General features: G+C 61.8%; 24 protein-coding genes and 2 tRNA genes. 22 read left to right on the forward strand and 4 right to left on the reverse strand.

Going from position 1 to position 26588, the window contains the following annotated elements; genetic code table 11:
- The first annotated feature begins 189 nt into the window (after positions 1 to 189).
- A complete protein-coding gene (locus tag K8B33_RS09695; RefSeq protein ID WP_223425924.1) occupies positions 190 to 450 on the forward strand; it encodes a hypothetical protein in 261 nt (86 codons plus the stop codon).
- A gap of 60 nt (positions 451 to 510) precedes the next feature.
- Here the strand turns inward: K8B33_RS09695 and smpB are convergent, their stop codons facing one another.
- Positions 511 to 984, reverse strand: coding sequence for an SsrA-binding protein SmpB (gene smpB, locus K8B33_RS09700; protein ID WP_223426086.1), 474 nt, complete (start codon positions 982 to 984; stop codon positions 511 to 513).
- 233 nt (positions 985 to 1217) lie between these two features.
- On the opposite strand from smpB, the gene K8B33_RS09705 reads away from it, so the two are divergent.
- Both K8B33_RS09705 and K8B33_RS09710 read left to right on the forward strand, forming a co-directional pair.
- Entirely contained in the window at positions 1218 to 2699 is a 1482-nt protein-coding gene (locus K8B33_RS09705) for a sodium-dependent transporter (RefSeq protein ID WP_223425926.1), read from the forward strand.
- Entirely contained in the window at positions 2692 to 2994 is a 303-nt protein-coding gene (locus K8B33_RS09710) for an RnfH family protein (protein ID WP_223425928.1), read from the forward strand. Before K8B33_RS09705 ends, K8B33_RS09710 begins: the two co-directional genes overlap by 8 nt.
- 49 nt (positions 2995 to 3043) lie before the next feature.
- Here K8B33_RS09710 and K8B33_RS09715 read toward each other — a convergent pair whose 3' ends face one another.
- On the reverse strand, positions 3044 to 3517 hold the full coding sequence (locus K8B33_RS09715) for an outer membrane protein assembly factor BamE (RefSeq protein WP_223425930.1): 474 nt from the start codon (positions 3515 to 3517) through the stop codon (positions 3044 to 3046).
- Between the two features lie 86 nt (positions 3518 to 3603).
- Here K8B33_RS09715 and fur point away from each other — a divergent pair, with 86 nt between their 5' ends.
- The gene (gene fur, locus K8B33_RS09720) at positions 3604 to 4008 is read left to right on the forward strand and encodes a ferric iron uptake transcriptional regulator (RefSeq protein WP_449697257.1); all 405 of its coding nucleotides are present in this window, start codon (positions 3604 to 3606) and stop codon (positions 4006 to 4008) included.
- 74 nt (positions 4009 to 4082) lie between these two features.
- On the opposite strand, the gene recN is transcribed toward fur, so the two are convergent.
- Positions 4083 to 5747, reverse strand: coding sequence for a DNA repair protein RecN (gene recN, locus K8B33_RS09725; RefSeq protein ID WP_223425933.1), 1665 nt, complete (start codon positions 5745 to 5747; stop codon positions 4083 to 4085).
- Positions 5748 to 6311: 564 nt separating this feature from the next.
- Between recN and hrcA the strand changes: the two genes are divergently transcribed.
- The 8 genes from hrcA (at position 6312) to greA (ending at position 17358) form a co-directional block, all read left to right on the forward strand.
- Complete coding sequence (hrcA, locus tag K8B33_RS09730; protein WP_223425934.1) at positions 6312 to 7364, forward strand: heat-inducible transcriptional repressor HrcA; 1053 nt, start codon at positions 6312 to 6314, stop codon at positions 7362 to 7364.
- Between the two features lie 118 nt (positions 7365 to 7482).
- On the forward strand, positions 7483 to 8097 hold the full coding sequence (grpE, locus tag K8B33_RS09735) for a nucleotide exchange factor GrpE (protein WP_223425935.1): 615 nt from the start codon (positions 7483 to 7485) through the stop codon (positions 8095 to 8097).
- 117 nt (positions 8098 to 8214) lie between these two features.
- The gene (gene dnaK / locus K8B33_RS09740; protein WP_223425936.1) at positions 8215 to 10128 is read left to right on the forward strand and encodes a molecular chaperone DnaK; all 1914 of its coding nucleotides are present in this window, start codon (positions 8215 to 8217) and stop codon (positions 10126 to 10128) included.
- A 97-nt stretch (positions 10129 to 10225) separates the two neighbouring features.
- Positions 10226 to 11359, forward strand: coding sequence for a molecular chaperone DnaJ (gene dnaJ / locus K8B33_RS09745; protein ID WP_223425937.1), 1134 nt, complete (start codon positions 10226 to 10228; stop codon positions 11357 to 11359).
- 46 nt (positions 11360 to 11405) lie between these two features.
- Positions 11406 to 12209, forward strand: a complete 804-nt coding sequence (gene dapB / locus K8B33_RS09750) for a 4-hydroxy-tetrahydrodipicolinate reductase (RefSeq protein WP_223425939.1) — start codon at positions 11406 to 11408, stop codon at positions 12207 to 12209.
- A gap of 243 nt (positions 12210 to 12452) precedes the next feature.
- Positions 12453 to 13583 (forward strand): glutamine-hydrolyzing carbamoyl-phosphate synthase small subunit, encoded by a 1131-nt coding sequence (carA, locus tag K8B33_RS09755; protein WP_223425942.1) that lies wholly within the window; start codon positions 12453 to 12455, stop codon positions 13581 to 13583.
- Positions 13584 to 13639: 56 nt separating this feature from the next.
- Positions 13640 to 16882 carry a carbamoyl-phosphate synthase large subunit gene (gene carB, locus K8B33_RS09760; RefSeq protein WP_223425944.1) on the forward strand — a complete coding sequence of 1081 codons (3243 nt, stop codon included), beginning with the start codon at positions 13640 to 13642 and terminating at the stop codon, positions 16880 to 16882.
- Positions 16882 to 17358 (forward strand): transcription elongation factor GreA, encoded by a 477-nt coding sequence (gene greA / locus K8B33_RS09765; protein ID WP_223425945.1) that lies wholly within the window; start codon positions 16882 to 16884, stop codon positions 17356 to 17358. The genes carB and greA overlap by 1 nt, the downstream gene beginning before the upstream one ends.
- Positions 17359 to 17382: 24 nt before the next feature.
- On the opposite strand, the gene yhbY is transcribed toward greA, so the two are convergent.
- Positions 17383 to 17697, reverse strand: a complete 315-nt coding sequence (gene yhbY, locus K8B33_RS09770; protein WP_223425946.1) for a ribosome assembly RNA-binding protein YhbY — start codon at positions 17695 to 17697, stop codon at positions 17383 to 17385.
- A 112-nt stretch (positions 17698 to 17809) separates the two neighbouring features.
- Between yhbY and rlmE the strand changes: the two genes are divergently transcribed.
- The 10 genes from rlmE to nusA all read left to right on the forward strand — a co-directional run bounded on the left by rlmE (position 17810) and on the right by nusA (position 26402).
- On the forward strand, positions 17810 to 18433 hold the full coding sequence (rlmE, locus tag K8B33_RS09775; RefSeq protein WP_223425947.1) for a 23S rRNA (uridine(2552)-2'-O)-methyltransferase RlmE: 624 nt from the start codon (positions 17810 to 17812) through the stop codon (positions 18431 to 18433).
- Between the two features lie 83 nt (positions 18434 to 18516).
- Positions 18517 to 20463, forward strand: coding sequence for an ATP-dependent zinc metalloprotease FtsH (gene ftsH, locus K8B33_RS09780; protein ID WP_223426087.1), 1947 nt, complete (start codon positions 18517 to 18519; stop codon positions 20461 to 20463).
- A 4-nt stretch (positions 20464 to 20467) separates the two neighbouring features.
- A complete protein-coding gene (gene folP / locus K8B33_RS09785) occupies positions 20468 to 21301 on the forward strand; it encodes a dihydropteroate synthase (protein WP_223425948.1) in 834 nt (277 codons plus the stop codon).
- Between the two features lie 15 nt (positions 21302 to 21316).
- Positions 21317 to 22654, forward strand: a complete 1338-nt coding sequence (gene glmM / locus K8B33_RS09790) for a phosphoglucosamine mutase (protein ID WP_223425949.1) — start codon at positions 21317 to 21319, stop codon at positions 22652 to 22654.
- A gap of 70 nt (positions 22655 to 22724) precedes the next feature.
- Positions 22725 to 23480, forward strand: a complete 756-nt coding sequence (gene tpiA / locus K8B33_RS09795; RefSeq protein ID WP_223426089.1) for a triose-phosphate isomerase — start codon at positions 22725 to 22727, stop codon at positions 23478 to 23480.
- 22 nt (positions 23481 to 23502) lie between these two features.
- Positions 23503 to 23913, forward strand: coding sequence for a preprotein translocase subunit SecG (secG, locus tag K8B33_RS09800; protein ID WP_223425951.1), 411 nt, complete (start codon positions 23503 to 23505; stop codon positions 23911 to 23913).
- A gap of 23 nt (positions 23914 to 23936) precedes the next feature.
- Positions 23937 to 24022: transfer RNA gene (locus K8B33_RS09805), tRNA-Leu, on the forward strand.
- Between the two features lie 139 nt (positions 24023 to 24161).
- A tRNA-Met gene (locus K8B33_RS09810) sits at positions 24162 to 24238 on the forward strand.
- A gap of 122 nt (positions 24239 to 24360) precedes the next feature.
- Positions 24361 to 24816, forward strand: coding sequence for a ribosome maturation factor RimP (rimP, locus tag K8B33_RS09815; RefSeq protein WP_223425953.1), 456 nt, complete (start codon positions 24361 to 24363; stop codon positions 24814 to 24816).
- Positions 24817 to 24896: 80 nt separating this feature from the next.
- Complete coding sequence (gene nusA / locus K8B33_RS09820; RefSeq protein WP_223425956.1) at positions 24897 to 26402, forward strand: transcription termination factor NusA; 1506 nt, start codon at positions 24897 to 24899, stop codon at positions 26400 to 26402.
- Positions 26403 to 26588: the final 186 nt, after the last annotated feature.

Genomic DNA, 26588 nt, shown 5'->3' on the forward strand with positions numbered 1-26588 from the left:
CTTTCTTTCATTCCTGTAGGACAATCCAACCCAAAAGGCGTGACAAATGCCGATTCTGTTAGATGATACCTTTGGTAACACGGCAGGTAACGAATGCCGTAACAGACAGCTGCAATGAGCGGCTGTCCCTGAAGGCTCCCCCCAGAGGAGAGGCTTCTGGAAATAGCCCTCATAGAGAGAGGTATCGAGATGAAAGCGTTGAATAGTGTTGAGCAACTCATGAATCGCTGGCCGCTGCTGGGCCGGACACTGGTGCTGATGGTCGCTCTGGTGGCCTACGCGGCGGGTCTGCTGGCCGTAGACGTTGCTACAGGGGATGCCCGGATGCCGGTAGTGCTGCTGGCGGTGTTCTTCCTGCCTGCGGTGCTGCGGGCCTGGTTGCTGGTCTACTGGCAGGTGCGTGACGACCTGCGCGGTCGCTTCAGCAACCGCCATCACAGCGGCGTCTGAATCAGCGGTCTGTGACCCTGTCAGTATGAGAGAAGAAAGCCCGCGCCGCCCGGCGCGGGCTTAGCGTTGCCGCATGATGCGCTGTTTCTGGCGGTTCCAGTCCCGTTCTTTTTCCGTGGCGCGCTTGTCGAACTTCTGTTTGCCTTTCGCCAGGGCGATATCCAGCTTGGCCCGGCCGTGGCTCCAGTAAAGACTCAGCGGCACACAGGTAAAACCTTCCTTCTGTACCCCACCAAAGATCCGCCCCAGTTCGCGCTGATGCAGCAACAGCTTGCGCAGCCGCATGGGGTCGGGGTTGATGTGGGTGCTGGCGGTGTTCAGTGGTTCGATGCGGCAGCCGAACAGGAACGCCTCCCCGCCCCGAAGCATGATGTAGGCTTCAGACAGGTTACAGCGACCGGCGCGCAGCGCTTTCACTTCCCAACCTTCCAGTACCAGGCCAGCTTCGAAGCGGTCGTCGATGTGATATTCGTGGCGCGCCTTGCGGTTGGCTGCAATGGTGGCGGTGCCCGATTTGCTTTTCGGTTTCGTCATGGGGGCGGGATTATAGCGTGATAGCAGCGGAAAAGATTGTGTTGCGACCTGCAACACCGCGCGAACACGGATGGTGGGGGCTTTGTGCGGCAACATCAAGGCCGTGCCGGGGCTGTGCCGGGTTATGCCGTGGGCAATCAGCGCCTGAATGATGTTCATCCGGGTTGAGCAGGCCATGCAAAGTCCGCAAAATGGCCGCTTCATAGACGGGGCTCCACCAACAGGTATTGCGCATGAATCAGCAAAACAAACCGATACACGGCGTCTGGGCCAGCCGCTGGGTCTTTATTCTTGCTGCCACGGGGTCGGCCATCGGGCTGGGCAATATCTGGAAGTTTCCGTACATGGCCGGGGAAAACGGCGGCGCAGCCTTTGTGCTGGTCTACCTGGTGTGTATCGCGCTGATCGGTGTGCCGATCATGATGGCCGAGGTCATGCTGGGGCGGCGCGGTGGCATGAGCCCGATCAACAGCATGGGCAGGCTGGCCCGGGATGCGGGCGTCAGCCAGCGCTGGAAAGCGGTGGGCGGGCTGGGCGCGGTGGCCGGTTTCTTCCTGCTGTCCCTGTACACCGTGATTGCCGGCTGGGCCCTGTTCTATATCTGGGAAATGGCCTCCGGGGCGCTGCGCGGTGCGGGCGCTGAGGAGGTCACGGCAGTATACGAGGGCCTGCAGGCTAATGTCTGGCTGGTGCTCGGGTGCCACACGGTGTTCATGGCCATGACCATGTTCGTGGTGGCGCGGGGCGTCAACAAGGGCCTGGAAGTGGCGGTGCGCATCCTGATGCCGCTGTTGTTCCTGTTGCTGCTGGGCCTGCTGGGCTACTCCTTCACCAGCGAAGGCTTCATGCCGGCGGTGCATTTCCTGTTCGCGTTTGATGCCTCGGCCTTCACCGTGAAAGCCGCGCTGCTGGCCATGGGGCATGCCTTCTTTACGCTGAGCCTGGGTCTTGGCGCGATCATGGCCTACGGTGCCTATATGCCGCGCGAGGTGACGGATCGCAAGACCGGCAAGCGCAAGCCGGTGTCCATCGCCTCCACGGTCTTCACCATCGCAGCGCTCGACACGCTGGTGGCGCTGGTCGCGGGGCTGGTGATCTTCCCGGTGGTGTTTGCCAATGCGCTGGAGCCCGGTGAAGGCCCGCGCTTGTTGTTTGTGACCTTGCCGCTGGCGTTTGCCAGCATTCCCTTCGGCATGATGCTGGGCACGGTGTTCTTCGTGCTGCTCACCTGCGCAGCCTGGACATCGTCCATCTCGCTGGGCGAACCGCTGGTGGCCTGGCTGGTGGAGAAGGGCTGGAACCGCATCAAGGCGGCGGTGGTGATCGGCGGGTCGGCCTGGCTGCTGGGCATCGGCACGGTGCTGTCGTTCAATTACTGGAGTGAGGTGACCTTCCTCGGGCGCACCTTCTTCGGCAATCTGGAATTTCTGACCATCAACATCATGCTGCCGTTGGGCGGCCTGCTGATTGCCATCTTTGCCGGCTGGGTCATGAAAGAAACCCATGCCCGCAAAGAGCTGGCCATGCAGAGCTTCGGGCTTTATATGGTGTGGCGGGCCATGGTGCGGGTGTTTGCGCCGTTGGCGGTGATCGCCATCTTCATCTTCGTGGCCCTGGTGCCGGACGGCGATGACGCCGATGAGGCAGAGGCGGATGTCCCTGTCGTCGAGACAGTCGTTGAGCCCACAGGCCTGCCGGAGACCACCGATGAGTGAGCCGCTGATTACGGTGGAAGTGACCTATGCGCTGCCGAACAAGCAGCGCCTGATCAGTCTTCGGGTGCCGGTGGGTACCACGGTATTTGATGCCGCGCGGCAATCCGGTATCGGCGATGAGTTCGAAGGGCTGGATCTGGAGCGGGCCACGCTGGGCATCTTCGGCAAGGTTGAGCCCAATCCGCGGCAACGCGCGCTGCAAGAGGGTGATCGGGTGGAGATTTACCGGCCTTTGACTGCAGACCCGAAAGAGACGCGCAAGGCGCGGGCCAAAAAGTCACCACGTCAGGGCTGACGCAGCAGATGGCCGCCGCCTTGTAGCGTCGGCCATCATACGGGTGGCATCACATGGGTGGCACGCCGGGGTCCGTGGGTACGGGGCCGGGGCCGGGAACCTGCTGTGGTGCGGTCTCGGCTTCGCGCTCCTGATCCCGCAGCTGCTGTTCCAGGTCGCGATCCTGCTGGCCTGTAACCTTACTGCGAAAATCGTCAATTACGTCGCCTTCGTGGCGGCTGTAGACGCCATTGTCGAAATAAACCACGATGCGCTGCTGTACTTTCTCGCCCTGGCCGGGCTGGTACACCATCGGATAGAACCAGGTATCGGGCGTAAACGGGTCAATCAGCGTAGGCTGGCCGAGTACGTAACGCACCTGATCTTCCGTCATGCCGGGCTCAAGCTCTGCGAGCATGTCCTCGGTCACGAAGTTGCCCTGGGGAATATCGATACGATAAACGCCGGGAAAACGCAGGTTGCTGCAACCGGTGACCAGCAGGGTCAGGGTCGCCAGGGCAATGATCAGAGCTTTATATGGCATGATTTTTTGATTTCGCATAAGTTCGGGCGATAATACAGACTTGATTCGGGGACACAAGGTTCCTGCCGTACGCAAGGAGATACATGTTGGACAATCACGACCTGCGCAAGGCCGGCCTCAAGGTCACGCTGCCACGAGTAAAGATTCTGCAGCAGCTGGAAGCCTCGGAAGAGCGGCACATGAGCGCCGAGGATATCTACAAGGCGCTGATGGAAGCGGGTGAAGACGTGGGCCTGGCGACAGTCTATCGCGTACTGACCCAGTTCGAGCAGGCCGGCATCGTCATGCGGCACAACTTCGAGGGCGGCTCTGCGGTGTTCGAGCTGGCGGATGAAGGCCACCACGATCATATGGTGTGTCTGGAGACGGGCCAGGTGGTCGAGTTCCTGGACCCCGAAATCGAAAAACGCCAGAAGCTGATTGCCGACGAGCATGGCTTCGAGCTGATGGACCACTCACTGGTGCTCTACGTCAAACCGAAAAAGAAATAACCCGCCCAAAGCCCGCTCAAAAAAAGCGCCCCGGCAGAGCGATCTGCCGGGGCGCTGCTGTTTCAGGGGTTCGTTCAGGCCTGGGCTTTCTCCAGCATCTCCCGGGCATGCGCCAGGGTCGAATCCGTCATCTCCACCCCGCCCAGCATGCGCGCCAGCTCACTGGTGCGGTCGTCATGGGCGAGCGTGGCAATCCGGGTCTGGGTATTCTTCCTGTTCTGCTTCTTGTGCACATGCCAGTGCTGGTGGCCCAGCGCGGCGACCTGGGGCTGATGGGTAATACACAGCACCTGGGCATGGCTGCCCAGCTCCCGCAGCAACCGGCCGACGATCTCGGCAACGCCGCCACCGACGCCCACATCCACCTCATCAAACACCAGGCAGGGCACGGTCAGCACCCGGGCGCAGATTACCTGAATCGCCAGGCTGACCCGCGACAGCTCACCACCGGACGCCACTTTGGCCAGCGGCCGCAGCGGTTGACCGGTATTGGCGGTAAACAGGAATTCGACAATCTCATTGCCATCAGCACCGGGATCGCAGGGCGTCAGCATGACTTCCAGTCGCGCGCCGCGCATGCCCAGCGCCTTGAGATGGCTGACCACGCCGCTGGCCAGTTCCGGCCCCTTGCTGCGGCGCTTGTCACTGAGCAGGCGCGCCGCGCTCTCGTATTCGGTGCGCGCGGCTGTTTCGGCGGCCTCCAGGCCAGCCAGATGATCGTCGTAATGTGCCAGCGTATGCGCTTCCTCGCGCAACTGCTGATGCCGCTGATACAACTCCTCCGGCCGCACCCGGTGCTTGCGCGCCAGGGTATAAACCTGGCTGAGACGCTCCTCGACCTGTGCCAGGCGTTCCGGGTCTATATCCAGCCGATCCAGATAATGACGCAGATCATCGGCGGCGGCTTCCACCTGCAGCCGGGCCGATTCCACACTGCCCAGCACGCCAGCAAGAGTGCCGTCCTCATGGCTGGCATCACCCAGCCAGCTCAGCGCCTGCCCCAGCTGATCATTGACGGTGCCCTCGTCATGGTCGAACAGCAGCGACAGGCTCTGCTGGCACAGACGAATCAGATCTTCGGCACTGCCCAGGCGTTTCTGCTCGGTTTCCAGTGTCGCCAGTTCGTTGTCTTGCAGCGCAAGCGCGTCCAGCTCTTCCAGTTGAAAACGCAGCAACTCCTCGCGCTCATGCTGTTCCCGCGACTGGCTCAGCGCCGCTTCGTGGGCGCGCCGCGCCGCCTGCCAACTGCGCCAGTGCTGACGTACCGCGCTGGCAGCCTCACCGGCACTGGCAAAGCTGTCGAGCAAATCCCGGTGCGCATCGCGCCGCAACAGCGCCTGATGTTCATGCTGGCTGTGCACGCTGATCAGCATTTCGCCCAGCGCACGCACTTCCTGCAGGGGCATGGGGCTGCCATTGATCCAGGCGCGGGAGCGGCCATCCGGGCGCACGGTGCGCCGCAGCATGCAGTCGTCGCCATCATCCAGCTCACGCTCCGCCAGCCAGGCTCGGGCTGCGGGGTTGTGCCGGATATCAAAGGTGGCCTGCACTTCGGCGCGATCGCTGTCTGGCCGCACCACAGCACTGTCGGCGCGCTCGCCCAGCGCCAGCCCCAGCGCATCAATAATCACCGACTTGCCGGCGCCGGTTTCGCCGGTAATCACGGTCAGACCGGCCCCGGGTTCCAGCTCGAGGCTGTCGACGGTGGCGAAATTGAGCACATTAAGATGGGTAAGCATTGGCAGCCCCTTGCAATAGCGAACACTGTCCGTAAGAGCAGTAGATGCAATAGTAGGCAATTCCGCGTCGCTTGATAAGCCCCCCTTGATTAACCGCTCTACCGGCGCTCCTTGCGGTGTTGCATGCGGGTCACCCTCCATCGAGTACGCGTTGAGCCGGGGTATGCCCTTCCGGGACCGCTCAAGCCATCCCTGGGCGCTCGCGCTTTGGCCATCCATGGCCAAAGAGGTCCCTCCACGGCATACCCCGGCTCAACGCTGGCAGTAGATTCAACGCAAGGTGGTTATGGCGACTTTCTGGAGGAACAAAACCGTCAGTTGGCTTCCAGCTTGTCGACCGTTTTCAGGACTGTTTGAGGCAGGATGCCGAAACCAAGCCCCCAGGGATGGGTTTACGGCGTGTCCTGAAAACCTTTCCCGCCCCCCGAGGGCCATAACCACCAAACCAACAAAGAATGGCGCAGACCAGGACCGGCCACCACGAGGTACCACTTTCGGCCTTCATGTCATCCAGATGACGGAACCAGTTCATAACCAGCGCCCGGCAGCGGTATGATAGCGCCCATGCCTGAATACGAACTCAATGAGCGCAAACAACGATTGCTGATGGCGCTGGTGGAGCGCCATATCCGCGAAGGGCAGCCGATTGGCTCGAAAACCCTCGCGGCCAGCGGCTCGCTGGCCGTCAGCCCGGCGACCATCCGCAATATCATGGCGGAGCTGGAGGACCTGGGCGTGCTCTATAGCCCCCATACCTCGGCCGGACGGGTGCCCACGGAGCTGGGTTATCGCCTGTATGTGGATGCCTTGCTGCGTTCTGCGCCGATGAATCAGCCCCAGACCAGCGTGCTGCGTGATGAGCTGGAGCAGATGCTGAACCCGGATCAGTCGCCACAGGAGCTGGTCACCCGGGCGTCCCGGGCGCTGGCGGAGCTGACCCGGATGGCGGGTGTGGTTGTGGTGCCCCGGCGCGAGGTCAGCACCTTGCGTCAGGTGGAGTTCCTGCCCTTGTCCGGGCAGCGGGTGCTGGTGGTGCTGGTGGTCAACCGGGCCGAAGTGCAGAACCGGGTGATTCATACCGAGCGCACCTATACCGAGATCGAACTGCGCCAGGCGGCCAACTATATCAACCGGACCTATGGCGGCTGCAATCTGGACCAGATCTGCGATGGCCTGCTGCGTACCATGCGCAGCGACAAGGACCAGATGGATGTGTTGATGCAGACCACCATGGATGTGGCGGCCAAGGGCCTGCGGCCGGAACCGGAGCAGTCCACCGACTATGTGGTCTCCGGGGAGGCCAATCTGCTCGGTATGGCGCAGGCCGATAATCTGGACAAGATGCGCGACCTGTTCGATGCCTTCAATCACAAGCGCGACATTCTGCACCTGCTGGAGCGCAGTATGCGCGCGGACGGGGTGCAGATCTTTATCGGTCGGGAGGCCGGTTATCAGGTCTTTGACGAGTGCTCGCTGGTATCGGCGCCCTACAAGACCGATGGCGGCACCGTTGGCGTGCTGGCGGTGGTCGGGCCGACGCGCATGGACTACGAGAAAGTCATCCCCACGGTGGATATCACCGCCCGCATACTGTCGGCCACCTTGGGCAAGTTGTAGCGCATTCAGCTTCTGATGCGCATTTGCCCTTGAATCCCTGAACAGCGTTCCCATATCGTTGCCAACCTTTCTGGAAGGCAGGCGGGCTGTTGCCCGCAGTAAATGGCTGGAGTAACCCATGAGCGAACAGGACAAGTCACGAGATCCCGAGCAGGACGCGGCGCAGAAGCAGGCCGAGGACATTGCTCAGGCGGCAGTAGAACAGGCGCGTGAGGAACAGGCTGATGGCGGCACCGACGTCTCGCCGGAGGCTGTGTCACCGGAAGAGGAAATCGCGGCCCTGAATCAGGAGCTTGAGCAGGCCCGCAAGGCGCTGGGCGAAGCGGATATCCGCGCCCAGGCAGAAATTCAGAACATGCGCCGCCGCGCCGAGCGCGATGTGGCGGCGGCCCACAAGTTCGCCCTGGAGAAGTTTGCCGGCGAGATCATCAATGTGGCGGACTCCCTGGAGCGCGCGCTGACCAGTCTGGATGCCGACAATGAGGCGCTGACCCCGGCCCGTGAGGGCACGCAGCTGACATTGAAAGTGCTGCTGGACGCCTTTGCCCGCTTCAATGTCGAGCAGCTGGACCCCCGTGGCGAGACCTTCAATCCGGAGCTGCATGAAGCCATGGCCATGGTGCCGCAGCCGGATGCAGCGCCCAACAGCATCATCGAGGTGCTGGAAAAGGGGTACACCCTCAACGGACGTCTGTTGCGTCCGGCCCGGGTTGTCGTGGCACGCAGCGAATAAATGAAGACTTGAAAACGAGGCGCGGACCTCAATATAGCTTTCAACGGTTCGTAACAATGATTTCAGCCACACCAGTGACCTGCGGGCACGGTGTGGCGTGTGAGGAGAGAGAGCATCATGGGCAAGATCATCGGTATCGACTTGGGTACAACCAATTCCTGCGTCGCCATCATGGAGGGCGACAAGGTCAAGGTCATCGAGAACAGTGAAGGCACGCGGACCACCCCGTCCGTGATCGCTTACACCGATGACGAGACCCTGGTCGGCCAGTCTGCCAAGCGGCAGGCGGTCACCAACCCCACCAACACCCTGTACGCCATCAAGCGTCTGATCGGTCGTCGCTTCAAGGACGACGTCGTGCAGAAAGACATCAAGATGGTGCCCTACAAGATCATCGCAGCGGATAACGGCGATGCCTGGGTAGAGTCCAAGGGCGAAAAACTGGCGCCGCCGCAGATTTCTGCGCAGGTGCTGAAAAAGATGAAGAAGACCGCCGAGGACTATCTTGGCGAGAAGGTCACCGAGGCTGTGATCACGGTGCCGGCTTACTTCAACGACGCCCAGCGTCAGGCCACCAAAGATGCTGGCCGCATTGCCGGGCTGGACGTCAAGCGCATCATCAACGAGCCGACAGCGGCAGCGCTGGCCTACGGCATGGACAAGAAAGGCGGCGAGCGCACCATCGCGGTGTATGACCTCGGCGGCGGTACTTTCGACGTGTCCATCATCGAGATCGCCGAAGTTGATGGCGAGCACCAGTTTGAAGTGCTGGCCACCAACGGTGACACCTTCCTCGGTGGTGAAGATTTCGACCTGATGCTGATCAACTACCTGGCGGATCAGTTCAAGAAGGATTCCGGTATCGACCTGGGCGGCGACGCGCTGGCGATGCAGCGCTTAAAGGAAGCGGCCGAGAAAGCCAAGATCGAGCTGTCCTCCGGCGAGCAGACCGAAGTGAATCTGCCTTACATCACCGCTGACCAGACCGGTCCCAAGCACCTGGTGGTAAAAGTGACTCGCGCCAAGCTTGAGTCGCTGGTGGAAGATCTGGTCAACCGCTCCCTGGAGCCCTGCAAGATGGCACTGAAAGATGCCGGCCTGCAGACCTCCGCGATCACCGACGTGATCCTGGTGGGTGGTCAGACCCGTATGCCGCTGGTGCAGAAGAAAGTCGCCGAGTTCTTCGGCAAGGACGCCCGCAAGGACGTCAACCCGGATGAAGCGGTGGCTATCGGTGCAGCGATTCAGGGCGCCGTGCTTGGCGGCGACGTCACCGACGTGCTGCTGCTGGACGTGACCCCGCTGACCCTGGGTATTGAAACCATGGGTGGCGTGATGACGCCGATTATCGAGAAGAACACCACGATCCCGACCAAGGCATCGCAGGTCTTCTCCACCGCAGACGACAACCAGTCTGCCGTGACCGTGCATGTCCTGCAGGGTGAGCGTAAACAAGCGGCCCAGAACAAATCGCTCGGCCAGTTCAATCTCGAGGGTATCCCGGCAGCGCCGCGCGGTACGCCGCAGATCGAAGTGACCTTCGACATCGACGCCAACGGTATCCTGCACGTGGGCGCGAAAGACAAGGCCACCGGCAAAGAGCAGACCATTCAGATCAAGGCGTCCTCCGGCCTGTCGGATGACGAGATCGATCAAATGGTCAAGGATGCCGAGGCGCACGCGGACGAGGACAAGAAGTTCGAAGAGCTGGTGCAGACCCGCAACCAGGCCGATCATCTGATCCACGCCACGCGCAAGACACTGGAAGAAGCCGGTGACAAGGCGACGGACGAAGAGAAAGCCGCCATCACCACGGCTGCCGAAGAGCTCGAAGCTGTACTGAAGAGCAACGACAAGGACGACATCGAGGCCAAGACCAAGGCCCTGACGGAAGCGTCCGGTGCACTGGCCCAGCGCCTGTATGCCGAAGCATCGGCACAGGGTGGCGAAGCCGGTGAAGGCGCCGAGGCAGGTGCTGCGGATGACGCGGTGGATGCCGAGTACGAAGAAGTGGACGACGACAAGAAGTAAGCCGGTCGTCAGCAACGGGGCGCTGAATAGCGGTGCCTGATCAGTGACGCCGGGCCCTGCCCGGCGTCATGCTTTGAATCGCACTGGTGCAATAACCATGTCGAAACGAGATTTTTATGAGGTGCTGGGTGTCGCCAAGGACGCCAGCGCACAGGATATAAAAAAGGCCTACCGTCGGTTGGCCATGAAACATCACCCGGACCGTAATCCGGGTGACGCCGTGGCGGAAGAGCAGTTCAAGGAAGCCAAAGAAGCCTACGAAGTGCTGTCCGATGATGAAAAGCGCCAGGCCTACGACCAGTTCGGCCATGCCGGGCTCGGCGGCCAGGGCGGTTTCGGCGGTGCCGGTGGTGGCGCGGCGGGTGCCGGGTTCTCCGACATCTTTGGCGACATCTTTGGCGATATTTTTGGTGCGGGCGGCGGTGGCCGCCGGCGTGGCCCGGCCCGGGGTGCGGATCTGCGCTATACCCTGGAGCTGACCCTGGAGCAGGCGGTCTTCGGCACCACGGAAAAGATCCGTGTGCCCACCTGGGCCACCTGCAAGGTCTGCGATGGCAGCGGCGCCAAAGATGGTGAAGCGCCCGTGACCTGCCAGACCTGTGGCGGCATGGGCCAGGTGCGCATGCAGCAGGGCTTCTTTACCGTGCAGCAGGCCTGCCCGACCTGTGGCGGCAGCGGCAAGGTCATCAAGAATCCCTGTGATAACTGCCACGGCCAGGGCCGCGTGCAGGAAGCCAAGACCCTGTCTGTGAAGATTCCGGCCGGCGTGGATACCGGCGACCGCATCCGCCTGGCGGGTGAGGGCGAAGCGGGTGCCCACGGCGCGCCATCCGGCGATCTGTATGTGCAGGTGGCAGTGCGCGAGCACGACCTGTTCAAACGCGACGGCAATGATCTGCACTGCGAGGTGCCCATTGCCTTCGCCGATGCGGTGCTGGGTGGTGAACTGGAAGTCCCGACACTCAGCGGCAAGGTGAAATTGAAAGTCCCGGCAGAAACCCAGACCGGCAAGCTGTTCCGCCTGCGCGGTAAGGGCGTCAGCTCGGTGCGCGGTGGTCCCCCCGGGGATCTGCTGTGCCGTGTGGTAGTGGAAACCCCGGTCAGCCTTACCAGCGAGCAGAAAGACCTGCTCAAGCAGTTCCGGGATTCACTGGAGAGCGGCGGCAAGCGGCATAACCCCCGCAACTCAAGCTGGTTCGAGGGCGTGAAGCGCTTCTTCGACGGGCTCTGAAACGGTTACACTGAGCGCGCTAACAGGCCTCTGGACAGGATCAACGATGAAAGTAGGTGTAATTGGCGCCGCCGGGCGCATGGGGCGGACCCTGATCGAGGCCGTGCAGGCCCATGAAGGCCTGACGCTGGGTGCGGCGGTGGATGTGCCGGGCAGTTCGCTGATCGGTGCCGATGCGGGCGAACTGATTGGCGTGGGCAAGCTGGACGTGGCGCTGGTGGATGATCTGGCCAGCGTCGTGTCGCAGGCCGACGTGTTCATCGATTTCACCCTGCCTGAGGCCACCATGGCCAATGTGCAGACCTGCCGCGCCGCCGGGCGCCGGCTGGTGATCGGCACCACCGGCCTGTCGGATGCGCAGAAAGCCGAATTGCGTGCCGCCAGTGGCGATATCGCCATCTGCTTCGCCGCCAATTATTCCGTGGGCGTCACCCTGTGCCTGAAGTTGCTGGACACCGCCGCCCGTGTACTGGGCGATGAAGTGGACATCGAGATCATCGAAGCCCACCACCGCCACAAGATCGATGCCCCCTCCGGCACCGCCCTGGCCATGGGCGAAGTGGTGGCCGATGCCCTGGGCCGTGATCTCAAGGAATGCGCCGTTTATGGTCGCGAGGGCCGCACCGGCGCCCGCGAGCGCCAGACCATCGGCTTCGAGACCATTCGCGCTGGCGATATCGTGGGCGAGCACACCGTGATGTTCGCCGCCGACGGCGAGCGGCTGGAAATTACCCACAAGGCCACCAGCCGCATGAACTTTGCGCGCGGCGCTGTCCGCGCCGCCGCCTGGCTGGGCGAGCAGCAGCCGGGCCTGTTCGACATGCAGGATGTGCTGGGTTTGCGCGGCTAACCCACGGTTGGCGCAACTAGTCCCCGATGCGGCGTGACACCACCGTCAATAAGCCCTAAAATACGGGCCTGCCCTGAAGGGCTACGCAGGTGGCGCACATAAGCGAAAAGCGGATCTGAGCGAGGTGGAGGTGTCCATCTCGCTTTTTTGCGCGCGCCTGCGGTCGCCGCTACGCGCGCCATCGCACGCCATGATGGCGACGGCCCTTCCCCTGAATCTGGCACTGAATTCTGGAGGTTTGCGTTGACGGTACCGGCCATACTGGCGCTGGAAGACGGCAGCATCTTCCGGGGCGTCTCAATCGGCGCATCCGGCAAGACCGTTGGCGAGGTGGTGTTCAATACCGCACTCACCGGTTATCAGGAGATCCTTACGGATCCTTCCTACGCCCAGCAGATTGTTACCCTGACTTACCCCCATATCGGCAATACCGGGGTCAACAAGGAAGATGAGGAAGCCTCCCGCGTCTGGGCTGCCGGCCTGATCATCCGTGATCTGACCCTGACAGTGAGCAGCTGGCGCGCCGAGCAATCCCTGCCTGACTACCTCGAAGCCAACAATATCTGCGCCATTGCCGATATCGATACCCGGCGGCTGACCCGTATCCTGCGCGAAAAAGGCGCCCAGAATGGCTGCATTCTGGTGGGCGAGCAGGCCGACGAAGCCGAAGCGCTGGCCGCCGCGCGGGGCTTCCCCGGGCTCAAAGGCATGGACCTGGCAAAAGAGGTCACGGTCGATAGCCCCTACGCCTGGAACGAAGGGGTATGGCAGTGGGGCGAAGGCCACCGCGCACAGGGCGAGACCCCGTTCCATGTGGTGGCCTACGACTACGGCGCCAAGCGCAACATCCTGCGCATGCTGGTTGAGCGCGGTTGCAAGCTGACGGTGGTGCCGGCCCAGACCCCGGCCAGCGACGTGCTGGCGATGAAACCCGACGGCGTGTTCCTGTCCAACGGCCCCGGTGATCCGGAGCCCTGCGACTACGCCATCGAGGCGATTGCCGAGATCGTTGCCACCGGCACGCCGGTCTTCGGCATCTGTCTTGGCCACCAGCTGCTGGCCCTGGCCAGCGGTGCCAAGACCATGAAGATGAAGTTCGGCCATCACGGTGCCAACCACCCGGTGAAAGATCTGGACCGTGGCACGGTGATGATCACCAGCCAGAACCACGGCTTCGCGGTGGACGAAAACACCCTGCCGGACACGCTGCGCACCACCCATGTATCGCTGTTTGACGGCTCGCTGCAGGGCATCCACCGCACTGACCAGCCCGCCTTCAGTTTTCAGGGCCACCCTGAAGCCAGCCCCGGCCCGCACGATGCGGCGCCACTGTTCGATCACTTTATTGAACTGATGCAGGCGCGGCAGCAGTAAGCATCGCGCTGCCGCGCACCAGAACGCCATGACGAACGCCTGACGGTTAGCAGATTATGCCCAAGAGAACAGACCTACAGAGCATCCTCATTATCGGCGCCGGTCCTATCGTGATCGGTCAGGCCTGTGAGTTTGATTATTCCGGCGCCCAGGCCTGCAAGGCCCTGCGCGAGGAAGGTTACCGGGTGATCCTGGTGAACTCGAACCCGGCCACCATCATGACCGACCCGGCCATGGCGGACGCGACCTACATCGAGCCGATCACCTGGGAAACCGTAGAACGCATTATCGAGAAAGAGCGTCCCGACGCACTGCTGCCCACCATGGGTGGCCAGACCGCGTTGAACTGCGCCCTGGATCTGGAACGCCACGGCGTGCTGGAAAAGTACGGCGTGGAAATGATTGGCGCTAACGCCGATGCCATCGACAAGGCCGAAGACCGCAGCCGGTTCGACAAGGCGATGCGTTCCATTGGCCTAGAATGCCCGCGCGCATCCATTGCCCATTCTCTGGAAGAAGCTTACAAAGTTCTCGAAGACATCGGCTTCCCCTGCATTATTCGTCCGAGCTTCACCATGGGCGGCTCCGGTGGCGGCATTGCCTACAACCGGGAAGAATTCCAGGAAATCTGCGAGCGCGGGCTGGACCTGTCGCCGACCAAAGAGCTGTTGATTGATGAATCACTGCTCGGCTGGAAAGAATATGAAATGGAAGTGGTGCGGGACAAGAACGACAACTGCATCATCGTCTGCACCATCGAAAACCTCGACCCCATGGGCGTGCACACCGGCGATTCCATCACCGTTGCCCCGGCCCAGACACTGACCGACAAGGAATACCAGATCATGCGGAACGCATCGATCGCGGTATTGCGCGAGATCGGTGTGGAAACCGGGGGCTCCAACGTGCAGTTCGGCATGTGCCCGGACACCGGCCGTCTGGTCGTGATCGAGATGAACCCGCGGGTGTCCCGTTCTTCCGCGCTGGCGTCCAAGGCCACCGGCTTCCCGATTGCCAAGATCGCCGCCAAGCTGGCAGTGGGCTACACCCTGGACGAGCTCCAGAACGACATCACCGGCGGCAAGACTCCGGCCTCGTTCGAACCGTCCATTGATTATGTCGTCACCAAGATTCCGCGCTTCAACTTTGAAAAGTTTGCGGCGGCGGACCCGGTGCTGACCACGCAGATGAAATCCGTCGGCGAAGTCATGGCCATCGGCCGTAATTTCCAGGAATCCATGCAGAAAGCATTGCGCGGTCTGGAAACCGACTCCGACGGTTTCGACCCGAAACTGGACCCGGAAAACGGCGACCTGCGCCAGCAGGTGATCGAATCCCTGGCGTCACCCGGCCCGGATCGCATCTGGGTGCTGGGCGATGCATTCCGCTCCGGCATGAGCGTGGACGAGCTGTTCCAGCTGACCAAGATTGATCGCTGGTTCCTGGTGCAGATCGAAGATCTGATCAAGGAAGAGGCCGCGCTGGCTGCCAGCACCTTCACGGACCTGACGGCCGCGTCGCTGTATCGCCTCAAGCGCAAGGGCTTTTCCGATGCACGCCTGGCACGCCTGCTGGGCGTCAAGGAAGCAGACCTGCGCAGCAAACGGCACGAGTGGAATATCCGCCCCGTGTACAAGCGCGTGGATACCTGTGCGGCGGAATTTTCCACCAGCACCGCCTACATGTATTCCTCCTACGATGAAGAATGCGAAGCCGAGCCGACCGGCCGTGACAAGATCATGGTCATCGGTGGCGGCCCCAACCGTATCGGTCAGGGCATCGAGTTCGATTACTGCTGCGTACACGCCGCACTGGCGATGCGCGAAGACGGTTACGAGACCATCATGGTCAACTGTAATCCGGAAACCGTCTCCACTGATTACGACACGTCCGACCGTCTCTACTTCGAGCCGGTGACCCTGGAAGACGTGCTGGAAATTGTCGCCAAGGAAAAACCCAAGGGCGTGATAGTGCAGTACGGCGGCCAGACGCCGCTGAAGCTGGCCCGTGCCCTGCAAGGCGCCGGCGTGCCGATTATCGGTACCAGCCCGGATGCGATTGACGAAGCCGAGGACCGCGAGCGGTTCCAGCAGATGGTCAACAAGCTTGCCCTCAAGCAGCCGCCGAACCGCACTGCGCGCAGCATCGAAGATGGTGTGCGCCTGGCTGCAGAGATCGGCTACCCGCTGGTGGTGCGTCCGTCTTATGTACTGGGTGGCCGCGCCATGGAAATCGTCTTCAACGAAGACGAGCTGCGCAGCTACATGAAAAACGCCGTGTCAGTGTCCAACGAATCGCCGGTACTGCTGGATCGCTTCCTGGACGACGCCATTGAAGTGGACGTGGATGCGATTTGCGACGGCCAGCAGGTCGTGATCGGCGGCATCATGCAGCACATTGAACAGGCGGGCGTGCACTCCGGTGACTCCGCCTGCTCACTGCCGCCGTACTCGCTGGATGACGACGTGCTCAACGTGATGCGCGAACAGACGGCGGCCATGGCGCTGGAGCTGGGCGTAGTCGGCCTGATGAACGTGCAGTTCGCGGTCAAGGGCACGGAAGTGTATGTGCTGGAAGTGAACCCGCGTGCTTCCCGGACCGTGCCTTACGTCTCCAAGTGCATCGGCGTGTCGCTGGCCAAGGTCGCCGCACGGTGCATGGCGGGCACTTCGCTGGCGGATCAGGGCTTCACCAAAGAAATTGTGCCCTTGTACTTCAACGTCAAGGAAGCCGTGTTCCCGTTCGCCAAGTTCCCGAAGGTGGACCCGATTCTCGGCCCGGAAATGAAATCCACCGGCGAAGTGATGGGCGTGGGCGAAACCTTTGCCGAAGCCTATGGCAAGGCTTCCCTGGCTGCGGGTGAGCGTTTGCCGCGCACCGGCACCGCCTTTATTTCCGTGCGCGAAGCCGACAAGGACGCCTCGCTGAACGTGGCCCGTGAACTGCACTCGCTGGGCTTCCGCCTGGTGGCGACACGCGGCACCGCAGCATGCCTCACCGAAGCCGGCATTCCGGTGACAGCAGTGAATAAAGTGCTTGAGGGGCGCCCTCACGTTGTGGATATGATCAAGAATGATGAAATCAGCATGATCATCAATACCACAGAGGGTAAGCAGGCGGTGCGCGATTCGTTCACCATCCGCCGCTCGGCACTGCAGCACAAGGTGTACTACACCACCACGATTTCAGCGGCCTGGGCCGTGTGTCAGGCGCTGAAGATAGATGACGACCTGCAGGTAAGACGTCTGCAGGATATGCATGCGGCCATACTGGCGGCCGCCGGCAACGGAGAGAAATAATGCAACGAGTGCCCATGACAATTGAAGGTGCAGAAGCGCTTCGCGAGGAGCTGCAGCACCTGAAGATGGTTGTTCGGCCACGGATCGTGCAATCCATTGCCGAAGCGCGTGAGCATGGCGACCTGAAAGAAAACGCCGAATACCATGCTGCCCGCGAGGAGCAGGGATTTTGCGAGGGCCGCATCAACGAAATCGAAAGCAAGCTGGGTGCTGCACAGATTATCGACGTGCGTGATATCCAGCACACCGGCAAGGTGTTGTTCGGTACCACGGTGACGATCATCAATGTGGATACCGACGAAGAGAAGGTCTACAAGATCGTCGGCGACGACGAAGCCAGCATCAAGAAAGGCAAGATTTCGGTGAACTCACCGATTGCCCGGGGCCTGATTGGCAAGATGGAAGGCGATTCCGTGCAGATCGAAACGCCGGGCGGCGTGGTGGAATACGAGATCGACAAAGTCGAGCATCTTTGATGCTTGGTCGCTGATTCTGCGCGCTCAGCCTTGCTGGGCGCGCAGAATGTTGGACAGCTTGGGATTCGGCTTTTTCGCCGCTCGGTACAGCAGGGCGATATTGCCGATGCGCTGCACCAGTTCAGCCTTTCCGGCCTCACACAGCGCGTCTACGATGGCGGCCCGGTCGTCCCGGTTTTCGGCATTGACGCGCACCTTGATCAGCTCGTGATCTTCGAGGCGCCCGTTCAGCTCCTCGATAAAGGTCTCGGTCAGGCCGTTGCCACCAAAGATCAGCACCGGCTTGAGGTGATGGCCGATGGTCTTGTAACGTCGTTTGTCTTGCTGATTCAGGGGCATTGCCGGTCTCCTTCGCGGGCGGCCATTCTACACGCGCCGCCGCGTGAGTACATCAGGCCCTGACAGGGCCGCATACGTGGCGCGGACACATCCTGTACGGGCAGATCCAGGCATGGGCAGATCCAAGAGCAGCAGCCGCTGGCTGAACGAACACTTCAACGATCAGTGGGTCGCCAAGGCCCAGGCCGAGGGCTATCGCTCCCGCGCCAGCTTCAAGTTGCTGGAAATCCACGAAAAAGACAAACTCTTCCGCCCTGGCCTGCGCGTGCTGGACCTGGGTGCGGCGCCCGGTGGCTGGTCCCAGGTGGCGGCCCGGCTCATGGGCAGCAATGGCCAGATACTGGCCAGCGACATTCTGCCTATGGAGGCGATTGCCGATGTCACCTTCATTCAGGGCGACTTTCGTGAAGAATCGGTGTTTCAGGAACTGCTGACCGCACTGGATGGTCGTCAGGTGGACCTTGTAATGTCCGACATGGCCCCCAATATGAGTGGTAACAGGGCGGTGGATCAGCCGCGGGTCATGTATCTGGCAGAACTGGCGCTGGATATGGCCAACCGGGTGCTGGCGCCAGATGGCCGGTTTCTGGTCAAGGTATTCCAGGGTGAAGGGCTTGAAGCGTACCGCCGCGATCTTCACGCCAGCTTTGACAAGCTGGTGACGCGCAAGCCTGCCGCCAGCCGGCCGCGCTCCCCGGAGGTGTATCTGCTGGGGTCGGGTCGCAAAATGGTGTAACGTATATCTTATCAATTCAGGCAATAACCGCCTGAATTTCCGCAGATTTCTGCGTCAGTAGGGAGAGGTGTCCCTTGAACGACATGACCAAGAATATCATTCTCTGGATGGTGATCGCCGGGGTTCTCTACGTTGTATTGCAGAACGTGAATCACGAGCCGCCCGCGCGCTCCATGGATTACTCAACCTTTATCTCCGAAGTGGAGAAGGGCGAAGTAACCCGCGTCGAGATTCAGGATTACCGCATCCGTGGCGAAACCCGCGACGGCCAGCGTTTCCAGACCGTGAAGCCGCCGGTTTCGGACCTGGACCTGATGCCGACCCTGATCCAGAACCGTGTCGTGGTCGAGGGCAAAGAGCCTGAGCGCCAGGGGTTCATGACCCAGCTGTTCCTGTCGATTCTGCCGATCCTGCTGATCCTCGCCATCTTCATCTTCTTCATGCGCCAGATGCAGGGCGGTGGTAAAGGGGGCGGCGGGCCGATGACCTTCGGCAAGAGCAAGGCACGCCTGCTGTCCGAAGATCAGATCAAGACCACCTTCGCCGATGTGGCGGGTGTGGAAGAGGCCAAGGAAGAAGTGGAAGAGCTGGTGGAGTTCCTGCGTGACCCGGCCAAGTTCCAGCGCCTGGGCGGCAAGATTCCCCGTGGCGTGTTGATGGTGGGTTCACCGGGTACCGGTAAGACCCTGCTGGCCAAGGCGATTGCCGGCGAAGCGCGGGTGCCGTTCTTCTCCATCTCCGGTTCGGACTTTGTCGAAATGTTTGTCGGCGTGGGTGCGTCCCGCGTGCGTGACATGTTCGAGCAGGCCAAGAAACACGCGCCCTGCATCATCTTCATTGACGAGATTGACGCCGTTGGCCGTAGCCGTGGCGCCGGTCTGGGCGGCGGTCACGACGAACGCGAACAGACCTTGAACCAGTTGCTGGTGGAAATGGACGGCTTTGGCGCCAACGACGGCATCATCGTCATTGCCGCCACCAACCGCCCGGATGTACTGGATGCCGCACTGCTGCGTCCCGGCCGCTTCGACCGCCAGGTGGTGGTGCCGCTGCCGGACGTGCGTGGCCGCGAACAGATCATCAAGGTGCACATGCGCAGCGTGCCGGTGGCGGATGACGTCAACCCGAGCCTGATTGCCCGTGGCACCCCCGGCTTCTCCGGCGCCGACCTGGCGAACCTGGTCAACGAAGCCGCGCTGTTTGCCGCCCGTGGCAACAAGCGTCTGGTCGGCATGGAAGAGTTCGAGCGCGCCAAGGACAAGATCCTCATGGGTGCCGAGCGCCGCTCCATGGTGATGTCCGAGAAAGAGAAGCTGAACACCGCCTATCACGAAGCCGGGCACGCCATCATCGGCCGCCTGGTGCCGGAGCATGACCCGGTTTACAAGGTGTCGATCATTCCCCGTGGCCGCGCCCTGGGCGTGACCATGTACCTGCCGGAAGAAGACAAGTACAGCCAGTCCAAGCGCGCCATCGAGAGCATGATCTGCTCCCTGTTCGGCGGCCGTCTGGCCGAGGAAATGATCAACGGTTTTGACGGCGTCACCACCGGTGCCTCCAACGATATCGAGCGCGCCACCAAGATGGCCCGCGCCATGGTCACCAAGTGGGGCCTGTCCGAAAAAATGGGCCCGCTGGCCTACGAGGAAGAAGAAGGCGAAGTCTTCCTCGGCAAGAGCATGTCCCAGCGCAAGCAGGTGTCCGAGCAGACCGCGGAAGAAATTGACCGCGAAGTGCGCGCCATCATCGACATGTGCTACGGCAAGGCCAAAGAGATTCTGGAAGGCAACCGCGACAAGCTGGAAGCCATGGCCCAGGCGTTGATGCAGTACGAAACCATTGATGCCGACCAGATCGAAGACATCATGAACGGCCGCACCCCGCGCCCGCCGAAAGACTGGCAGGACCCGGGCAGTGGCACCGGTGCTGCCAGCAAAGACGCTGCCAGCCCGAGCGATGCTCCGGCGGCCTCGGACGGCGACAAACCCAAGGGCGAAGGCCCCATCGGCGGCCCGGCGAACACGCACTGACACGATGAAAACACTGCAATGCGGGGCGCGGACACTGACACTGTCCGCGCCTGTCGTTATGGGGGTATTAAATGTGACCCCCGATTCCTTTTCTGACGGCGGTCGCTTCACCGGGCGCGACGCCGCCCTGCAACAGGCGCGGCAGATGCACGCCGACGGCGCCGCCATTATTGATGTGGGGGGCGAATCCACCCGCCCCGGCGCACTGCCCGTCAGTGAGCAGGAAGAACTGGACCGGGTGATTCCCGTCGTGGAAGCCATCGCGGCAGAACTCGATACCATCATCTCCCTGGATACCAGCACCCCGGTCGTGATCCGTGAAGGTGCCAGGGCGGGGGCCGGCTTGATCAATGACGTGCGCGCCCTGCAGCGCCCCGGCGCGCTGGACGCCGCCGCACTGAGCGGCCTGCCGGTGTGCCTGATGCACATGCAGGGCGAGCCGGACACCATGCAGCAGGCACCGCGCTACGACGATGTGGTGGCGGACGTGCTGGGCTTTCTGCGCGCCCGCGTGCAGGCCTGCGAGGCCGCCGGCATTGGCCGCGAACGCCTGCTGCTGGACCCGGGCTTCGGTTTTGGCAAGACGTTGGCGCATAATCTGCGCCTGCTGCGCGAACTGGACCGCCTGACCATTGAGGGCCTGCCCCTGCTGGTGGGCATGTCACGCAAGTCCATGATTGCCAAAGTGCTGGGCCGCGAGGTGGACGAACGCCTGCCCGCCAGCCTGGCGCTGGCCGTGATGGCCGCCGAGCGCGGCGCGGATATCCTGCGCGTGCACGATGTCAGAGAAACCAGTGATGCGCTGCGCATGGCTCATGCCGTGCTGCACGGTGCTTAACGAAGGAGGCCAGGGATGACGCGACAATATTTCGGTACCGATGGCGTGCGCGGCACAGTAGGGGAATTCCCGATTACCCCGGATTTTGTGCTCAAGCTGGGCTGGGCTGTCGGCTCAGTGCTGGCAGAGCAGGGCCAGAGCAAGGTGCTGATTGGCAAGGACACACGGATCTCCGGCTACATGTTCGAATCGGCGCTTGAGGCGGGCATCTCCGCCGCCGGCGTTGATGTGCTGCTGCTGGGCCCCATGCCCACGCCGGCCATCGCCTATCTGACCACCACCTTCCAGGCCCAGGCGGGCATCGTCATTTCCGCGTCCCACAATCCCTACACCGACAACGGCATCAAGTTCTTCGGCGCCAACGGCCGCAAGCTGCCGGATGCGATGGAAGAGGCCATTGAGCGGCGTCTCGGGGAAGACATGAAGATGGTGGATACCGATGCCCTTGGTAAGGTGCGTCGCATCGGGGATGCCCGCGGCCGCTACATTGAATTCTGCAAGAGCACCGTGCTCGGCCGTCTGGCGCTCAAGGGCAAGAAGATCGTCGTGGACTGCGCCAACGGCGCTGCCTACCACATCGCCCCGGACGTGCTGGAGGAGCTTGGTGCGGACGTGGTGACCCTGTCCGCCGAGCCCGATGGCGTTAACATCAATCGCGATTGCGGCAGCACCCACCCGGAAGCACTGATTGCCCGAGTGCGCGCCGAAAAAGCCGACCTGGGCATTGCCTTCGATGGCGACGCGGACCGCGTGCTGATGGTGGACGACCAGGGCGAGCTGGTGGACGGGGATCAGTTGCTGTACGTGCTGGCCATCGACCGCAAGCGTCGCGGCGGTGCATTTGGCGGCGCCGTGGGCACGCTGATGTCCAACTTCGGCCTGGAGTTGGCATTGCAGCGCGAGGGTGTGCCGTTCATGCGCGCCAAGGTGGGCGACCGCTATGTCATCGAAGCCATGGACCAGCAGGGCTGGATGCTGGGGGGCGAGTCCTCCGGCCACATCATCTGCCTGGACCGGGCCTCCACCGGCGACGGCGTCGTGTCTGCCTTGCAGGTGTTGGCAGCATTGCAGCATCAGGGCTGCTCCTTGCGAGAGGCCTGTGCCGGTATGGAAAAACTGCCCCAGGTGATGATCAATGTGCGCGGTCCGCGCCGGGCCGGCATGGACGATAATGCGGCAGTGCAAGCCGCCGTGGCGGCCGCCGAGCAACGGCTGGCCGGCACCGGGCGCGTTCTGTTGCGGCCATCCGGCACCGAGCCGCTGGTGCGTGTCATGGTCGAGGGCGAGTCACCGGCACTGGTGCAAAGCGTCTGTGAAGAGCTCGCCGCCGTAGTGGAGCGGGAAATCGCCTGAGTCGGGAATCAATCTGTCAGGAACACAAAAGAAAAGGGGATCAGGTTTGCGCACATCCATACGTACATCCATACGTACACCCATCGTCGCCGGGAACTGGAAGATGCATGGCCGCCTGGAGATGGCGCGCACACTGACAGCGGATATTGCCTTGAGCGCCCCGGCGGATGTCGAGGTGGTCTTGTGCCCGCCGTATCCCTACCTGGGGGTGTTGGCCGAGGTCCTGGAAAACAGGTCCGTGGCCCTCGGCGCCCAGAATCTGGCCAGTGAGGCCGAGGGCGCCTACACCGGCGAAGTCGCTGGCGAGATGCTTGCGGAGTTCGGCTGCCGCTATGTGCTGGTGGGGCATTCCGAGCGCCGCAGCCTGTTTGGCGAAACCGATGATGAGGTGGCAGCCAAGTTCTGCCGGGCCCAGGCCGCCGGTCTGCAACCGGTGCTGTGCCTGGGCGAAAGCCAGGCAGAACGGGAGGCCGGCGACACCGAAGCGGTGATCGCCCGGCAGCTGGACGCCGTGCTGTCGCGGGCTGGTGTGGCCGCGCTGACCACCGCCGTGATTGCCTATGAGCCCGTCTGGGCCATCGGCACAGGCCTGACAGCCAGCCCGGCACAGGCCCAGGCCGTGCACGCATTTATCCGCGCACGGGTGGCGCAGCAGAGCCCGGAAGTGGCTGCTGGCGTGCGTATCCTTTACGGCGGCAGTGTAAAGGCGGATAATGCCGCCTCTTTGCTGGCCGAGCCCGATATCGATGGGGGCTTGATCGGTGGGGCGTCACTTGACGCGGACAGTTTTCTCGCCATTTGTCAGGCGGCAACTACAGCCCAGTAACAGCCCAGTAAGCAGACTTTTTATGGATATTGTTCTTCATATCGTGCACGTGTTGACAGCTTTGGCTCTGATCGGCCTCGTCCTGATTCAGCATGGCAAGGGCGCCGATGCCGGCGCTTCATTTGGCGGCGGCGCCTCCTCTTCCACCGTATTCGGTGGCAGCGGCGCCAGCAGTTTCCTGACCCGGACCACCGCGATCCTGGCGACGGTGTTCATGCTCACTAGCCTTGCGCTGGCCTGGCATGCGCGCCAGATGTCCTCGGACGACGGCTCGGCCCTGCCGGTGCTGGAGCGTATCCAGCAGGAGCAGGACTCCGAAGTGCCTGACTGGACGCAGGATATGGACGGCATGATTCCACAAGTGGAAGAAAATGCTGCAGAAGTCCCGCGGCCTGAGGTAGAATCTGCCGCCCCGACGGACGACCAGCAGTAAGCGGTCGTTCCGGTCGAGAATTTGCCGAAGTGGTGGAATTGGTAGACACGCTATCTTGAGGGGGTAGTGAGCCTAGCTCGTGCGGGTTCAAGTCCCGCCTTCGGCACCATTAATTGTTTTCGGCGCGCATGCGCGCCGGCCCGGTTTGGGTGGCAGTACGCGGAAAGTTTTAGAATTTTTTATGTCGGTGATTTGCGGAATCGTTTGACATAAGTGCCGTAAATCATTAAGGTTTGCGGCCAGTTTAGTGCGGGGTGGAGCAGTCTGGTAGCTCGTCGGGCTCATAACCCGAAGGTCGTAGGTTCGAATCCTGCCCCCGCTACCACTTAACGAACAGGGCTGTGACTGCTCACAGGCCCTGTAACAGAAAGCCCCTCTAGCAGGGGCTTTTTGTTTGGTGCAGATTGCCGCCGCTGGCGGCAGCCTGGTACACGATTGAGGACATGCATGTCGCGCAAGGTCGAACAACTGCACAGCTTGCTGGCCCCGGCGGTCGAGAGCCTGGGCTACGTGCTCTGGGGCCTGGAGTATATCCAGGGCCGCGGGGCTGTCCTGCGTGTGTATATCGACAAGGAAGACGGCATTGACGTGGATGACTGCGCAGCAGTGAGCCATCACGTCAGCGGTGTGCTGGATGTCGAAGACCCGATCAGTGGCGAGTACAATCTGGAAGTATCTTCGCCGGGTATGGACCGGCCACTGTTTACACCCGAGCAATGGCAGCTGTATATCGGCGAGCAGGCGCAAGTGCGTTTGCTGGCACCGGTACTCAAGCGCCGCAAGATGACAGCGGAAATTACCGCTGTAAACGGGGACATCATCAGCCTGACCTTTGAAGGCCAGACTGCGGATGTCCCTTTCGCGCAGATCGACCGGGCCCATCTGGTGCCCCGTTTCGACTGATCCGGTTCAACTGACCCGGATAGTCGAACGTTGTGTTGATCTGAAAAGATGACATTTATTGTCTTTGTAAAGGCCTGGCCATGAACAAAGAGATTTTGCTGGTTGCGGAAACAGTTTCCAACGAGAAGGGCGTCAGCCGTGACGTCATTTTCGAAGCTATTGAGCTTGCACTGGCCGCAGCAACGAAAAAACGCTTCAAGGAAGAAGACGTGGAAGTGCGTGTGCACATCGACCGGGTTGCCGGCGATTACCGCACCTATCGCGTCTGGCACGTCGTTGAAGACGAAGACCTCTACGAATTCGGTCGCCAGCTGACCCTGGACGAAGCCCACGAGCAGGACCCGTCCTTGCAGATCGGTGACACCTGGGCTGAGGAAATCGAATCCGTGGCGTTTGGCCGGATTGCCGCCCAGACCGCCAAGCAGGTGATCGTGCAGAAAGTGCGCGAAGCCGAGCGCGCCCAGATCATTGAAGAGTACCGTGACCGCATCGGCGAGCTGATCAGCGGCACCGTCAAGAAAGCAACACGCGACAGCATTATTCTGGATCTCGGCGGCAACGCCGAAGCGCTGATCACCCGCGACCAGATGATTCCGCGGGAAGCCGTGCGCCAGAACGACCGCATCCGTGCGTACCTGTCTGGCGTCAACCCGGAAAGCCGTGGCCCGCAACTGTTTGTCAGCCGCGCCGCCCCGGAAATGCTGATCGAGCTGTTCAAGATTGAAGTACCGGAAATCGGCGAAGAGCTGATCGAGATCAAGGGCGCTGCCCGTGATCCCGGCTCCCGCGCCAAGATTGCCGTGAAAAGCAACGACCAGCGCATCGACCCCGTGGGTGCCTGCGTCGGTATGCGCGGCGCGCGCGTTCAGGCCGTGTCCAACGAGCTGGGTGGCGAGCGTATCGACATCGTGCTGTGGGATGACAACCCCGCGCAGCTGGTGATCAACGCCATGCAGCCCGCCGAAGTGGCCTCCATCGTGGTCGACGAAGAACGTCACGCCATGGATGTCGCGGTGGAAGACGAATCAGCACTGGCCCAGGCCATTGGCCGTGGCGGCCAGAACATCCGCCTCGCCTCTGAGCTGACTGGCTGGGAGTTGAACGTGATGACCCTGGATGCGGCGCAGGAAAAACTGCAAGCCGAGAGCCAGGAAGCACTGGACCGCTTCGTGACCGACCTGGATGTCGACGAAGATGTGGCGGCCGTGCTGGTAGAAGAAGGCTTCAGCACACTGGAAGAAGTGGCCTACGTGCCGATGGAAGAAATGCTGCAGATCGAAGGCTTCGATGAAGAGATCGTCGAAGCCCTGCGTCAGCGCGCCAAGGATGTACTGTTGACCCGCGCACTGACCTCCGAAGAGCAGCTTGAACATTCCGCGCCGGCAGAGGACCTGCTGACGATGGAAGGGATGGATCGTGAGACGGCCATGAAACTGGCCGCTCAGGGCATTACGACCATGGAAGATCTGGCCGAACAGGCAGTGGATGACCTGCTTGAGATTGAAGGCCTGGATGAAGAACGCGCAGCAACACTGATTATGACCGCACGGGCGCCATGGTTCGCCGAGGAGACTGCCGGCAAATAAAGGCGGCCCGTGACGTCGCCGGCGCCTTGCGCCTGTCAGTCACGGTGCGCACCAGATCAGCGGGCATGGGTCCGTGATCTGTAACAGGTTATTGAAAAAGCCCGTGTGCTTTTTCATACCGCGAGGCAGGCAGGGGAGTATCCACGCGATACCCTGCCAGCCCGGCGGGCGGACAGGAGATGTTGG

Source organism: Alcanivorax limicola, from assembly GCF_019931215.1.
Taxonomy (GTDB): domain Bacteria; phylum Pseudomonadota; class Gammaproteobacteria; order Pseudomonadales; family Alcanivoracaceae; genus Isoalcanivorax; species Isoalcanivorax limicola.

Excerpts from the sequence above, each read along its gene's own strand:
- K8B33_RS09695 (WP_223425924.1), top strand. The coding sequence starts at position 190 with ATGAAAGCGTTGAATAGTGTTGAGCAACTCATGAATCGCTGGCCGCTG.
- smpB (WP_223426086.1), bottom strand. The coding sequence starts at position 984 with ATGACGAAACCGAAAAGCAAATCGGGCACCGCCACCATTGCAGCCAAC.
- K8B33_RS09705 (WP_223425926.1), top strand. The coding sequence starts at position 1,218 with ATGAATCAGCAAAACAAACCGATACACGGCGTCTGGGCCAGCCGCTGG.
- K8B33_RS09710 (WP_223425928.1), top strand. The coding sequence starts at position 2,692 with ATGAGTGAGCCGCTGATTACGGTGGAAGTGACCTATGCGCTGCCGAAC.
- K8B33_RS09715 (WP_223425930.1), bottom strand. The coding sequence starts at position 3,517 with ATGCCATATAAAGCTCTGATCATTGCCCTGGCGACCCTGACCCTGCTG.
- recN (WP_223425933.1), bottom strand. The coding sequence starts at position 5,747 with ATGCTTACCCATCTTAATGTGCTCAATTTCGCCACCGTCGACAGCCTC.
- hrcA (WP_223425934.1), top strand. The coding sequence starts at position 6,312 with ATGCCTGAATACGAACTCAATGAGCGCAAACAACGATTGCTGATGGCG.
- grpE (WP_223425935.1), top strand. The coding sequence starts at position 7,483 with ATGAGCGAACAGGACAAGTCACGAGATCCCGAGCAGGACGCGGCGCAG.
- dnaK (WP_223425936.1), top strand. The coding sequence starts at position 8,215 with ATGGGCAAGATCATCGGTATCGACTTGGGTACAACCAATTCCTGCGTC.
- dnaJ (WP_223425937.1), top strand. The coding sequence starts at position 10,226 with ATGTCGAAACGAGATTTTTATGAGGTGCTGGGTGTCGCCAAGGACGCC.
- dapB (WP_223425939.1), top strand. The coding sequence starts at position 11,406 with ATGAAAGTAGGTGTAATTGGCGCCGCCGGGCGCATGGGGCGGACCCTG.
- carB (WP_223425944.1), top strand. The coding sequence starts at position 13,640 with ATGCCCAAGAGAACAGACCTACAGAGCATCCTCATTATCGGCGCCGGT.
- greA (WP_223425945.1), top strand. The coding sequence starts at position 16,882 with ATGCAACGAGTGCCCATGACAATTGAAGGTGCAGAAGCGCTTCGCGAG.
- yhbY (WP_223425946.1), bottom strand. The coding sequence starts at position 17,697 with ATGCCCCTGAATCAGCAAGACAAACGACGTTACAAGACCATCGGCCAT.
- rlmE (WP_223425947.1), top strand. The coding sequence starts at position 17,810 with ATGGGCAGATCCAAGAGCAGCAGCCGCTGGCTGAACGAACACTTCAAC.
- ftsH (WP_223426087.1), top strand. The coding sequence starts at position 18,517 with ATGACCAAGAATATCATTCTCTGGATGGTGATCGCCGGGGTTCTCTAC.
- folP (WP_223425948.1), top strand. The coding sequence starts at position 20,468 with ATGAAAACACTGCAATGCGGGGCGCGGACACTGACACTGTCCGCGCCT.
- glmM (WP_223425949.1), top strand. The coding sequence starts at position 21,317 with ATGACGCGACAATATTTCGGTACCGATGGCGTGCGCGGCACAGTAGGG.
- secG (WP_223425951.1), top strand. The coding sequence starts at position 23,503 with ATGGATATTGTTCTTCATATCGTGCACGTGTTGACAGCTTTGGCTCTG.
- rimP (WP_223425953.1), top strand. The coding sequence starts at position 24,361 with ATGTCGCGCAAGGTCGAACAACTGCACAGCTTGCTGGCCCCGGCGGTC.
- nusA (WP_223425956.1), top strand. The coding sequence starts at position 24,897 with ATGAACAAAGAGATTTTGCTGGTTGCGGAAACAGTTTCCAACGAGAAG.